Source organism: Rhodococcus sp. NPDC056960, from assembly GCF_042674125.1.
Lineage (GTDB): Bacteria > Actinomycetota > Actinomycetes > Mycobacteriales > Mycobacteriaceae > Rhodococcus_F.
This window is the reverse complement of record NZ_JBHURF010000001.1, coordinates 300,235-312,955: the sequence shown is the minus strand read 5'-3', so window position 1 is coordinate 312,955 and position 12,721 is coordinate 300,235. Positions and strand designations below refer to the sequence as shown.

Genomic DNA, 12,721 nt, shown 5'->3' with positions numbered 1-12,721 from the left:
ACCGAAGGCTCCCCGCCATGACGGATTCACCACGCACGGATGTGTCCGCACCTCACCGTTCGGCGCGGGCCGCCGCGGCGGCCGCCTTCGGGTTGCAGGGTTTCCTCCTCGCGGCCATCCTCACGCAGCTACCCCGGTACCAGGACCGATTCGGTTTCGACGACACCGTCATCGTGGTCGCCGTGGTGACGGTCTCGCTCGTCGCCGGCGCGGGAAGCGTCGTCGCCGAGCACCTGGCCCGGCGATTCTCCAGCAAGTCCGCGCTGCGACTCGGCCTCGCGACCATCGCGGTCGCCGGCGGCGCACTCGGTTTCAGCCCGGACACCGGGACGTTCCTCGCCTGCCTGTTCGTGTACGGCGCCGGACTCGGCATGGTCGACGCCGCCGCCAACATGCAGGCCGTGTCGATCCAGCACGCCTACGGCCGCTTCATTCTGTCCTCGTTCCACGCGGTGTGGAGTGTCGGCGCGATCGCGGGTGCGCTGTTCGTGGCCGCCACCTCGGCGCTCGACGTGGGTGTCGCCGCCGCGCAGCTGACGGCAGCACTCGTGGTGGCCGCCGGTCTCGCGCTGTGCGGCCCGAGGCTGCTCGTCCGGTCCGACTCGATCCGGACCGCCCCCTCGACGACCGGGGCACTGCCCGTGACCGTTCCGATCCGCGCACTGCTCGCACTCGGGTCCGCGATGGCGTTGTTCTACGCCATCGACTTCAGTGTCGGGAACTGGTCTGCGCTGTATGTCAGGAACGTCCTGTTCGCGGATGCCGGCACCGCCGCCCTGGCATTGGCGGCCTACCAGTGCGCCGCTTCGGCGGCGCGGCTGAGCGGCGACCGGTGGGTGGCGAGATACGGCGAGATCAGCGTCGTCCGTGCGGGTTCCGCGATCGGCGTCACCGGAATGACCGTCGTCGTACTCGCCCAGTCCCCCGCCGTCGCGATCGCCGGGTTCCTCGTCGTCGGTCTCGGAGTGCCGGTCGTCGCACCCCTGTGTTTCAGTGCCGCCGGACGGCTCGCACCCGCCGGGCAGGTGGACGACGTCGTCGCGCGGATCAACCTGTTCAACTACGCAGGCACCCTCGTGGGCGGGGCGATCGTCGGTGGCGTCGCCGCCGCGACCAGCCTGCGGATCGGGTTCGTCGTCCCGCTCCTGTTCGCGGTGGCGCTCCTCCTGCTCGCCCCCGCGTTCGCCCCGCACAGGAACCGCGACCGGCAATCCGAGCGGGCCCCGGAACGCGACTGACGGCGGATGATCTACTTAGGCGGACGCCCGCGGCGATTCCACCGCCGCGGGGAAGTACCGAAACGACACGGTCAGGGAAGCGAAGGACACGGTGGATCAGCTGTGACTGTCGAAATAGACCCGGCGGGCATCTGGGATTCCGAGGCGATCGCCGACGTCGCCGCGGCGACGTTCCCCCTCGCGTGCCCACCCGAGGCGACGCAGGACGACATCGCCGCCTTCATCGACGACGTGTTGTCGGCCGAACGGTTCTCGGAGTATCTGACCGACCCCGCTCGCACCGTCCTGAAGGTCACCCACGGCGGAGCGATCGTCGGCTACGCGATGCTCGTCGACGGCGAACCCGCCGACGCGGACGTGAGCCGTGCCGTGACACTGCGACCGACCACGGAGATCAGCAAGCTGTACGTGCTGCCCGGCAATCACGGGACCGGCGTGGCGTCCGCGCTGATGGACGCGATCGTCGAACGCGCCGAGGCCGCCGGGTGCGCCGGACTGTGGCTGGGAGTCAACCAGGAGAACGTTCGGGCCCAGCGCTTCTACGCGAAGCACGGATTCACGAAGGTCGGGACGAAGACGTTCCCGGTCGGCACCCAACTGCACCACGACTACGTGATGCAGCGGGCGCTGTAGCGAGCCGGGTCAGCTCGCGGCGACCTCGAACCGCGACAGCGCGAGCAGCCGGGACGTGGCACGCAGGTACTTCTTCCGGTAGCCGCCGGCCAGCATCTCGGGGGTGAAGATCGCGTCGAGCTTGGCCCCTGCCACGGTGACCGGGATGCTGGCGTCGTACAGGCGGTCGGCGAGCACCACCAGGCGCAACGCCACCGACTGATCCTCGGCGGGGTGGACGCCGTCCAGGAACACGGCAGGGATGCCCTCGACCAGCTTGTTGTAGCGGGACGGGTGCAGCGTGCTCAGGTGCTTGCACAGTGCGTCGAAGTCGTCGAGCGTGGCACCCGGGATGCTCTCGGCGCGCTCGGCGAGTTCCTCCGAGGAGATCGGGTCCGGGGCCGGTGGCAGGTCGCGGTGCCGGTAGTCCGGTCCGTCGACGCGAATCGTCTCGAAGATCGAACCGAGCTTCTTGATCTCGCGCAGGAAGTCCTGCGCGGCGAAGCGGCCCTCACCGAGCTGACCGGGCAGCGTGTTCGACGTCGCGACGATGGAGACACCGCGTGCCGACAACTCCGACAGCAGGCGGGACACCAGCATGGTGTCGCCCGGGTCGTCGAGTTCGAATTCGTCGATGCAGAGGACACTGTGGTCGGACAGCTGCTCGACGGCCTTGTTGAAGCCGAGCGCGCCGACGACGTGCGTCAACTCCACGAACGTGCCGAACGCCTTCGGCGACGGGACGCTGTGGAAGATCGAGGCGAGGAGGTGGGTCTTACCGACACCGAAACCGCCGTCGAGGTAGAGGCCGGCCCCGGTGGCGGGCGTCTTCTTCCCGAACAGGCCGCGTCGCCCGCCGCTGCGGATCTTCACGACCTTCTTCGCGAACTCCTCGGCCTTCTGGACCGCGACGGCCTGGCTGGGTTCTGCGGGGTCGGGGATGTACGACGCGAAGCTCACCTCGTCGAACATGGCCGGGGGCACCATCTGAGCTACCAACTGATCAGCCGGTACCACGGGGCTACGATCGACAAGACGTGCATGCATACAAGCAGGGTATCCACGTGTTGTGATCACCAACATGCACCGTGTACATATTGCGACATTTTTCACACCGGGCACCCCACCCGTGCGCGAGGAGTCCAGTGAATCGACCGCGAACTCACTGCGGGAGCTCTACGCCTACCCGGAGGACACGCCGCGGCCCTGGATCCGCGTCAATTTCGTGAGCAGCATCGACGGCGCCGTCTCCGTCGACGGCGTCAGCGGTGCACTCGGCACGCCCGCCGACAAACTGGTCTTCGACACCCTGCGGGAGCTGGCGGACGTCGTGCTCGTCGGGGCGGGCACCGTGCGGGCGGAGAACTACGGCGGTGTGCGCGTCGGCGCGGAGGGCAGACGGCGCCGCGTGGAGTCGGGGATGCCGGAGGTGCCCCCGATCGCCGTCGTGTCGGCCCGCGCGCACCTCGACCCGCAGTCGCGACTGTTCACCGACACCGAGGTGCCACCGATCGTCGTCACGAGCAGCGACGCCGACCCGGCGCGGACCCGCGCGCTCGCCGATGCGGGTGCGCGGATCGTCACGGCCGGCACGGGGCAGGTCACCGGCACCAGCCTGATCTCCGCGCTCGACGACCTCGGACTGCGCAGGGTGCTGTGCGAAGGGGGGCCGAGCCTGTTCGGTCAGCTCACCGTCGACGACGCGGTCGACGAGGTCTGCCTCACCACGGCGCCGGTGCTGGTGGGCGGGACCGCGGGCCGCGTCGCCACGTCACCCCACGCCCGGACCACCGCCATGACACCCGCGCACATCCTCACCGACACCGACGGCACCGTCCTGACCAGATGGGTGCGCCTGCCCCGCCCGTAGCGGAACCTGGCAGGCTGGGCGCCATGCGCAGATCGGTGTTGCTCGCAATGGTTCTCGTGGTGTGCAGCGCGTGCGGGGCCGGACCGTCCAACCGGCCGCACGTGGCCGTCGAGCGCGAGGGCGTGGGCAGCGAACCCACGGCAACCGAGACCGAGAACCCCGACGCCTCCCCGCCCGTGCTGCAGACCCCGAAGAACGATCTGGCGTGGACCGACTGCACCCAGAGCACGCTCGCCTCGCTGGGCCCCGGAACGGCAGCCCCGGCCGGACTCGTCTTCGAATGCGGCTCGTACGAGGCGGCCGTCGACGAGAACGGCACCCTGCCCGGCTCCTTCACGATGGGCGCCATGCGGGCACGGCTCGCGGACACCCCCGAGAACGCGGCCCCGCTGGTGCTGACGTCGGGCTCCGACCGGTCGTCGACCGCGACGCTCGCGGCACTGAGCACCGGCGGGCTGACGTCACTGCTGTCGACGCGCCCGGTGGTCGCGGTGGACCGCCGCGGCATCGCCTCCTCCCAGGAGATCGAATGCCTCACCCCGGACCTCCGCGCCGGCCTCGCCGATCTGGGACAGTTCGCGCCGGGGACGGGTGACCAGGTCGACAAGGTGACCGCGCTGGGCCGCGACGCGACCATCGCGTGCACCGATTATCTTCAGCCGCAGGAACTCGCGTTCGACAGCACCCACGCCGCGGACGACATCGAGGAGTTGCGCCGCACGTGGGACGTAGATTCCCTCGGGATCCTCGCCACCGGCAACGGCAGTGCCGTCGCGCTCAGCTACGCGGCCGCGTATCCGGGCCGGGTCGGCAGGCTCGTCCTCGACTCCCCCGCGGTCACCACGGTGGACGCCGCGACCGCCACCGAGCAGCAGGTCGCGGGACAGGAGGCGGCGTTCGACGCGTTCGCCCGCCAGTGCACCGCCCTGAACTGCTCGCTCGGCGCCGATCCCCGCGCCGCGATGTCGGACGCCGTCGCCCGCGCCGCGGACGGCCGGATCCCGCAGGTCTCCGCGAGCGCCCTCCTCACCGCGGTGTCCGGGTCGCTCGCCGCCGCCGGCGGCGACCAGCAGGGCCGCGTCCGCGCACTGTCGGATGCGGTCAGCGCCGCGGTCGCCGGAAACACCGCGCCGATCCTCGGCCTGATCGGGCAGGCCGAGGCCGCCTACGAGAGCGACGGACAGTTCATCACCCGCTGCACGGACGGCCAGCAGTGGCCGGCACCCGACCGCGTCCGTGACCTGCAGAAGGTGTGGGGCGAGCGCTACCCGCTGTTCGGCCCCACCGCCGCCGTCGGACTGCTCCCGTGCACGTCCTGGCCCGCGACCGCGCCGCCCACCCTGCCCGGGGAGCTGACCCTGCCGGTTTTGGTGCTGAACGGCACCGCCGACCCGGTCGTCGGGAACGCCGGGGTGGGAACCGTGACGGGCGCCGTGTCGAGCGCGGGCGCCACCACGGCGACGGTGACGTGGCACGGCAGCGGCCACCCCGCCACCCATTCGGACTGCGCGCAGAAGTCGATCGTCACCTACGTCACGGACGGTGCGCTGCCACCGGACGGCAGCGCCTGCCCCGCCTGACCGGCGTGGTCCGCCCGACACACAGGGGGTGCGTGACCGCACGTCAGGGCTTCTCGGTGTACCGTGCCGTGGTGTTCCTTCGACAACTCGAACCGCGCACCGGGCGGACCGCCAACGAGGTCGTCCACTTCGCGCTGTGGCCGATCGCCGTCATGACCGTGCTGCATCGAGTGGTCGTCAAGGCGGTCAACGGTTACATCACCGACGACTTCCGCCCGGTCTACAACGCCGCGCTGGCGTTCCTCAACGGGCGGCCCGTGTACACCGCCAATTTCAACTGGGTGGACCCGCACTACCTGTATCCGCCGTCCGGCACCCTGCTGATGGCCCCGATCGCCGTGATCGACCCCGAGCGGTCCCGGTGGTTGTTCATCATCGCCAACGCGATCGCGATCATGATCGCGCTGTACCTGCTGCTGCGGCTGTTCGGCCTGGGATTGAATTCCATCGCCGCCCCGATCCTGCTGCTCGCCACGTTCTCGTCCGAGACCGTCACGAACACCCTCGTCTTCACCAACATCAACGGTCTCGTCCTGCTCGGTGAGATCGCGTTCCTCGTGTTGCTGATGAAGCGGAAGGACATGTGGTCCGGGGTCGCGATCGGGCTGACGTTCGCAGTCAAACCGATCCTCGCCCCCCTCCTGCTGCTGCCCCTGGTGCGCGGCCAGTGGAAGGTGTTCGTCACCGCGATCGGCATCCCCCTGATCCTCACCGCGGTCGCCTGGCCGCTGTCCGCGGACCCGATGGACTTCGTGCGCCACACCGTGCCGTACCTGATGGAGTCGCGTGACTACTTCAACAGCGCGATCGTCGGCAACGGCAAGTACTACGGCCTCCCGACGGCCCTGATCTGGGGTCTGCGCGGCGCGTTCGCCGCCATCGTGGCCGGCTCCCTGTGGATGCTGTACCGGTACTACCGCCACGACGAGCTGTTCTTCGTCGTCACCACGTCCGGGGTGCTGCTGACCGCGTCCTGGCTGCTCGGCTCCCTGGGCCAGATGTACTACTCGATGATGCTGTTCCCGCTGCTGATGTCCGTGGTGCTGAAGAACTCGGTGATGCGGAACTGGCCGGCCTGGCTGGCCGTGTACGGGTTCATGAGCTACGACAGCTGGCTGTCGAGCCGGTTCATCGAGGCCGGCCGGACCGCCGAATACATGAAGACCACCCTGGGGTGGAGCCTGATCCTGCTCGTGATCTTCGGCGTGCTGACCGTCCGGTACGTCACCGCGCGCCGGGAGGGGCGACTCGACCGGGGCATCGACCCGGCGTTCCTGCTCGAACCGGAGGACGCGCGGCCCGACGCTCCGCGGGACACCGCGCCCGACGAGCAGCCGCAGGTCGAGTCGGCCACCGCGAAGACGTAGGCCGCCTCTCGGGCCGCGCGTCGCGGCCGGAGCCGGCGAAACGTATTAGCGTGGAGCCATGAGTTCGCAGCAGCAGGATCCCACGCAGTCCGCACCGAAGGTTGATCTCTCCGACAGCGAGTGGCGCGAGAAACTGACTCCCGAGGAGTACGCGGTGCTGCGCCAGGCCGGCACCGAGCGGCCCTTCGTCGGCGAGTACACCGACACGAAGACAGAAGGCGTCTACCACTGCCGGGCATGCGGCGCCGAGTTGTTCCGCAGCGCGGAGAAGTTCGAATCGCACTGCGGGTGGCCGTCGTTCTTCGATCCGGCCGACTCCGACGCCGTCATCCTCCGCGAGGACAGCTCACTCGGCATGCGCCGCGTCGAGGTGATCTGCCGGACGTGCCACAGCCACCTCGGCCACGTCTTCGAGGGCGAGGGCTACCCCACCCCCACCGATCAGCGGTACTGCATCAATTCGATCTCGCTGGTCCTGGAACCGACCGGCGACTGATCGTGGGCGGATCGAACGCGCAGATGGGCGGCAGTTCGCCCTCGTAGCGTTCGATGTCGACGAGCACGTGCTGACCCGTGCAGCCGTGGGCCAGCGACGAGGTGCCCACGTCCGGGGTCAGCACGTTCGGGTTTCCGTGCACGCACAGCGAGTCGGGGTCGGTGGCATCGAGCGGGTCGTACCAGGCGCCCGTCGACAGCTGGACGACACCGCGACGGACCCCGTCGTCCACCACCACGCCGGCGAGGCACGCGCCGCGGTCGTTGAACACGCGGACCACGTCCCCGGCGGCGAGAGCGCGCTCGGCCGCGTCGTCCGGGTGGATGCGCAGCGGTTCGCGGCCCCGGATCTTCGACTTCTGACTGGTACCGCCGTGGTCGAGTTGGCTGTGCAGGCGAGTGCGCGGCTGGTTGGCGATCAGGTGCAGCGGAAACTGCTGTGCCCGCCTGCCGCCGAGCCATTCCTCGGGCTCGTACCAGCGGGGGTGACCGGCGCAGTCGTCGTAGCCGAATCCGTCGATGTCCTCGGAGAAGATCTCGATCCGCCCGCTCGGGGTGGCGAGGGGGAACTTCACCGGGTCTGCGCGGAAGTCGCCGAACAGGATCAGGTCGTCCTCGGTGCGCATCCGCACCTGTCCCTGCGTCCAGAATTCGTCGAACTCGGGGGCCGGACCACCGTCGGCGCGGACGAAGTCGCGCCACTGCCCGTACAGATGTTCGAGCCACTGGTCGGACGAGCGGCCCTCGGTGAACTTCTCACCGGCGCCCAGTTTCGCCGCCACCGCGGCGAACGTGTCGTAGTCGTCCCGCGCGTCGGCGTACGGCCGCACCGCGGCGTGCATGGCGACGAGCAGTGGGTCGTTGCGGGTGCAGCTGAGGTCGTCCCGCTCGAGTGAGGTGGTGGACGGGACGACGATGTCGGCGTGCCGGGCCATCGGCGTCCAGTAGGGGTCGTGGACCACGATCGTGTCCGGCCGGGCCAGCGCCCGGCGCAGCCGGGGAATGTCCTGATGGTGGTGGAACGGGTTTCCGCCGGCCCAGTACAGCATCTTGATGTCCGGGTACGTCAGCCGCTGACCGTCGTAGTCGAACGGCGCGCCCGGGTTCAACAGCATGTCCGAGACGGCGGCCACGGGAATGAAGTCGCGGACGGGGTTCAGCCCCTGCGGAAGCGTGGGCAACGGGTACGGGACGGGTGCGAGCCCGGGCTCGTTCATCGAGCCGTAGCCGTGACCGAAACCCCCACCGGGAAGACCGATCTGGCCCAGCATCGCGGCGAGGGTGACCCCCATCCAGGGGGCCTGTTCGCCGTGCCGGACCCGCTGCAGCGACCAGGTGACGGTCACCATCGTCCGGCCCGACGCCATCCGCCGCGCGAGGGCGGCGAGTTCCGCGGCGGGGATGCCGGAGATCTCCTCGGCCCACCCGGGCGATTTCGGTACCCCGTCGGAACGCCCGAGCAGGTAGTCCTCGAACCGGTCGTAGCCGACGCAATGACTGTCCAGGAACGCCGTGTCGTGCAGGCCTTCCGTCGCGAGGACGTAGGCGAGCGCGAGCATGACCGCGACGTCGGTGCCGGGCACCGGGGCGTGCCGTTCGGCGGCGCCGTGCATGTCGTCGCGGAGCGGACTGAACGACACGACCGAGCCGCCGCGACGGCGGAGCGCGTCGAGCGCGTCGCGGGTGGGATGGTCGCTGGTACCACCGTGGTTGATGCCGGTGTTCTTCAGCGGTACACCACCGAAGCAGACCATGAGGTCGGTGTGCTCGGCGATGATCGTCCAGGACGTGGAGCGGGCGAACATCTTCCAATGCGTGCCCACGACCCGGGGCATGATCACGCCCGTCGCACCCAGCGAGTAGCTGTGCACGGAACGGGTGTAACCGCCGAGGGTGTTCAGGAACCGGTGAACCTGGCTCTGGGCGTGGTGGAACCGTCCCGCGCTGGCCCAGCCGTAGGAACCCCCGTAGATCGCGGCGTTGCCGTACATGTCGACGACCCGGCGCAACTCGTCGGCGAGCCGCTGGATCAGTTCTTCCCAGTCGACCGCCACGAACTCGTCGGAACCCCGGGAATCGCTCGGACCCGGACCGTGGTCGAGCCACCCGCGGCGCACCACCGGTCCGGTGATCCGCGCCTTGGTGCGAACCGATCCGGCGATATTGCCGAGCACCGGTGACGGGTCGGCGTCACCGCTGTACGGGTGCGCGGCGACGACGTCACCGTCGGCCACCTCGGCCTCGAACATTCCCCAGTGCGACATGTGCTGGTAGCGGGGCGCGGTGCGGGCCCCGTCGGCGTCACTCATCGATGATGCGTCAGATCACGGAAGCGCCGCGACCAGCTTCTCCACATCCACCCGCGGGCCGGTGAAGAACGGCACCTCCTCGCGGACGTGCAGCCGGGCCTCGGTGGCGCGCAGGTCACGCATGAGGTCGACGATGCGGTACAACTCCGGTGCCTCGAACGCCAGGATCCACTCGTAGTCACCGAGCGCGAATGCCGGCACGGTGTTGGCGCGCACGTCCTTGTAGGTGCGGGCCGCCATGCCGTGGTCGGCGAGCATCTTGCGGCGCTCGTCGTCGGGCAGCAGGTACCACTCGTAGGAGCGGACGAACGGGTACACGCAGATGTAGTTGCCCGGGTCCTCGCCGGCCAGGAAGGCCGGGATGTGGCTCTTGTTGAATTCGGCGGGGCGGTGGCACGCGACGTTGCTCCACACGGGCTTGCTCGCGCGGCCCAGGGCCGTGGTGCGACGGAAGTCCGCATACGTGGCCTGGAGGGCTTCGATACTCGCCGAGTGTGTCCAGATCATGAAGTCGGCGTCGGCGCGGAGTCCGGCGACGTCGTACAGCCCGCGAACGACGACACCCTTCTCGGCTTGGCCTTCGAAGAAGATCCGCGCCTCCTTGATGACGGCTTCCCGGTCGTCCCCGATAACCCCGGGTTCCACTTGGAACACCGAGAACATGAGGTAGCGGATTTCAGAGTTCAATGCGTCGAAGTCGAGGCGTGCCATGGGTCTATCGTGCCACTCGCTCCGCGAGGCGTGTAGCCGCCGTCGTCGCAGCGGCCACGCACGCGGGAACACCCACCCCGTGCAGTAGGGCACCGGACACCTCCACACCGTCCAGACCTGCGACTTCCTGCTCGATCACCGACACCCGGTCGAGGTGGCCGGGACCGTACTGCGGCAGTCCACCGTGCCAGCGCTGGACGTGGGCGGCAACCGGCTCCTCCGACACCCCGGTGACGGTCGCGAGGTCGCGCCGGGCCGCGGCGATCAGGTCGTCGTCCGGTGCGTCGACGACGGCGGCGTCGCCGAACCGGCCGAACGACGCCCGGACGAGGGTCACCTCACGCTGGGCGAGGTGCGGCCACTTACGGCTCGACAGGGTGAACGCCTTGGCGCCGAGCGACGCGTCGGTGGCCACGAGGATCCCGGAGTTCTGTGGAACGTCGGCGCCGGTCGGCAGTGCCAGCGCGACGACCGCCGACGAGGCCAACGGGATGTCCGCGGCCGCGGCCGCCGCGCGGGGTGCGACACGTCCGAGCAGCGCGGCGAGTTGCGGGGCGGGCACGGCGAGCACGATTCCGTCCACCCGGCCGAGCGGATCCGCACACCAGCCGTCGCCGTCCCGTGCGAGTGTCCGGACACGTTCGTGCACGATCTGTGCGGACGCGGCTTCCGCCAGTGCACGCAGCAGAACGCCGTAGCCGTCGCGCAGGGCGCCGAACACCGGACCGGGGGCGGGTGTGGGAAGGGCGTCGGCCACGGCCGCGGACAGGCTGGTGGCACCGCGGTCGAGGGCCGCGGCGAGCGCAGGCACCGCGGCGCGGACGCCGATGGTGTCGGCGAGACCCGAATACACCCCGCCGAGAAGCGGATCCACCGACCTCCGGACCACTTGCGGGCCGAACCGCTGACCGACGAGCGCTCCCACCGTGGTGTCGGCGCCCGGTGTCCAGTCGAGTGGGACCGCCCGCTCCCCCGCCACCCGGGCGAGCGTCGGAGCGTCGACGAGACCGCGCAGGCTGTCCGCGTCGGCGGGTATCCCCATCAGTGTGTTCGACGGCAGCGGGTGCAGTGCGTCCTCGGACCAGATGAGGGGTCGCAGACCCGCCGGGTGCACCAACTGGTCGGCGAGGCCGAGTTCGTCGAGCAGCGCCGGCAGTTCCGGCCGCCGCGCGATGAACGCCTCCGCGCCCACGTCGACCGGTTCACCCGCCAGGTCCACGGTGCGCAGCTTGCCGCCGAGCCGCTCCGCACCGTCGGCGACGGTGATCCGCGCACCGGCGCCGAGCCGCTGCCGCAGGCGGTACGCGGCAACCAGCCCGGAGATACCGCCGCCGACGACGAGCACGTTCGGCGACGACGCGGTCACAGCGAATGCACCAGCTCGACCAGGGCGGTCAGCGCGCCCGGGTCGGTGTCGGGGAGAACGCCGTGCCCGAGGTTGAAGATGTGCCCGGTGGCGCCGGCGGCGAGCGCGGCGTCGGCCTCCGCGGTGATGCGGCGGACCTGCTTCTCCACGGCCGCGGGACCGGCGAACAACACGGCGGGGTCGAGGTTGCCCTGGAGCGCCTTGCCGGGCCCGACGCGGCGCGCGGCCACGTCCAGCGGGATCCGCCAGTCGACGCCGACCACGTCGGCGCCCGCCTCGCCCATGGCGCCGAGCAGTTCACCGGTGCCGACGCCGAAGTGGATGCGTGGCACCTTCGCGCTCTCCACCTCCGCGAACACCCGCTCGGAGTGGGGCAGGACGAATTCCCGGTACTCGGCGAGGGACAGCGCGCCCGCCCACGAGTCGAACAGCTGGACCGCGTCGACGCCCGCGCGCAACTGGGTCTGCAGGAACGTGATGGTGGTGTCGGCGAGGGTGCCGAGCAGCGCATGCCACGTCTTGGGGTCGGAGTGCATGAGTGCCTTCGTGCGCTCGTGGTTGCGGCTGGGCCCGCCCTCGACCAGGTAGGAGGCGAGGGTGAACGGAGCTCCGGCGAACCCGATCAGCGGCGTCGACCCGAGTTCGGCGGTGAGCAGTTGCACGGCCTGTGCGACGGCGCCGACCTCCTCGGGCACCAGCCGTGGCAGCGCGGCGACGTCGGCGATCGACCGGACCGGGTTCGCGACGACGGGACCGGTGCCTGCCACGATGTCGAGGTCGATGCCCGCGGCCTTCAGCGGCACGACGATGTCGGAGAACAGGATCGCCGCGTCGACGCCGTGCCTGCGCACCGGCTGCATGGTGATCTCGCAGACGAGTGCCGGGTCGAAGCACGATTCGAGCATGCCGATGCCCGACCGGATCTCGCGGTACTCGGGCAGCGAGCGGCCCGCCTGCCGCATGAACCACACCGGGCGATGGCGCGGAGCGCGGCCCGCGGCGGCTGCCAGAAGGGGTGCATCGGTGAGCACCCGCCTCGAGGCGTACGTCGCCCGCTCACTCATGCCTGCATTGGTGCTTTCCAACCCGCTCATCGGTCCTCGCGCTCTCTGCCTGCTCGAATTTCGGCAGCTCTCATGCTGCCATGCCGGGACTCCGCCGCCGATCGGCCCT

11 protein-coding genes are annotated in these 12,721 nt (G+C 70.1%); 6 read left to right on the top strand and 5 right to left on the bottom strand.

From position 1 onward, the window contains the following. Window positions 1-17 precede the first annotated feature (17 nt). Window positions 18-1,238 (top strand): MFS transporter, encoded by a 1,221-nt coding sequence (locus ACFTWF_RS01560; protein WP_378459529.1) that lies wholly within the window; start codon window positions 18-20, stop codon window positions 1,236-1,238. A 102-nt stretch (window positions 1,239-1,340) separates the two neighbouring features. Further along, window positions 1,341-1,871 (top strand): GNAT family N-acetyltransferase, encoded by a 531-nt coding sequence (locus ACFTWF_RS01555; RefSeq protein WP_378459528.1) that lies wholly within the window; start codon window positions 1,341-1,343, stop codon window positions 1,869-1,871. Window positions 1,872-1,880: 9 nt separating this feature from the next. Here ACFTWF_RS01555 and zapE read toward each other — a convergent pair whose 3' ends face one another. Then, window positions 1,881-2,897, bottom strand: a complete 1,017-nt coding sequence (gene zapE, locus ACFTWF_RS01550) for a cell division protein ZapE (protein WP_378459527.1) — start codon at window positions 2,895-2,897, stop codon at window positions 1,881-1,883. A 34-nt stretch (window positions 2,898-2,931) separates the two neighbouring features. Between zapE and ACFTWF_RS01545 the strand changes: the two genes are divergently transcribed. From ACFTWF_RS01545 to msrB, 4 genes are read left to right on the top strand one after another with little or no spacing between them, the layout of a single operon-like run. After that, window positions 2,932-3,720: a pyrimidine reductase family protein gene (locus tag ACFTWF_RS01545; RefSeq protein ID WP_378459526.1), complete on the top strand. Its 789-nt coding sequence runs from the start codon at window positions 2,932-2,934 to the stop codon at window positions 3,718-3,720. A gap of 23 nt (window positions 3,721-3,743) precedes the next feature. Further along, on the top strand, window positions 3,744-5,300 hold the full coding sequence (locus ACFTWF_RS01540) for an alpha/beta hydrolase (protein WP_378459525.1): 1,557 nt from the start codon (window positions 3,744-3,746) through the stop codon (window positions 5,298-5,300). 32 nt (window positions 5,301-5,332) lie between these two features. Next, entirely contained in the window at window positions 5,333-6,667 is a 1,335-nt protein-coding gene (locus ACFTWF_RS01535; protein ID WP_378459524.1) for a glycosyltransferase family 87 protein, read from the top strand. Window positions 6,668-6,725: 58 nt separating this feature from the next. Then, window positions 6,726-7,163: a peptide-methionine (R)-S-oxide reductase MsrB gene (gene msrB / locus ACFTWF_RS01530; RefSeq protein WP_378459523.1), complete on the top strand. Its 438-nt coding sequence runs from the start codon at window positions 6,726-6,728 to the stop codon at window positions 7,161-7,163. Here the strand turns inward: msrB and ACFTWF_RS01525 are convergent. Genes ACFTWF_RS01525 through hemE form a run of 4 tightly spaced genes read right to left on the bottom strand, consistent with a single transcriptional unit; the run spans window position 7,123 to window position 12,612 of the window. Beyond that, window positions 7,123-9,471 carry a molybdopterin-dependent oxidoreductase gene (locus tag ACFTWF_RS01525; protein ID WP_378459522.1) on the bottom strand — a complete coding sequence of 783 codons (2,349 nt, stop codon included), beginning with the start codon at window positions 9,469-9,471 and terminating at the stop codon, window positions 7,123-7,125. The genes msrB and ACFTWF_RS01525 overlap by 41 nt on opposite strands. A 15-nt stretch (window positions 9,472-9,486) precedes the next feature. Then, window positions 9,487-10,182, bottom strand: coding sequence for a hydrogen peroxide-dependent heme synthase (gene hemQ / locus ACFTWF_RS01520; protein WP_378459521.1), 696 nt, complete (start codon window positions 10,180-10,182; stop codon window positions 9,487-9,489). A 4-nt stretch (window positions 10,183-10,186) separates the two neighbouring features. Beyond that, window positions 10,187-11,548, bottom strand: coding sequence for a protoporphyrinogen oxidase (locus ACFTWF_RS01515; RefSeq protein WP_378459520.1), 1,362 nt, complete (start codon window positions 11,546-11,548; stop codon window positions 10,187-10,189). Next, a complete protein-coding gene (gene hemE / locus ACFTWF_RS01510; protein WP_378459781.1) occupies window positions 11,545-12,612 on the bottom strand; it encodes a uroporphyrinogen decarboxylase in 1,068 nt (355 codons plus the stop codon). Before hemE ends, ACFTWF_RS01515 begins: the two co-directional genes overlap by 4 nt. Window positions 12,613-12,721 lie beyond the last annotated feature (109 nt).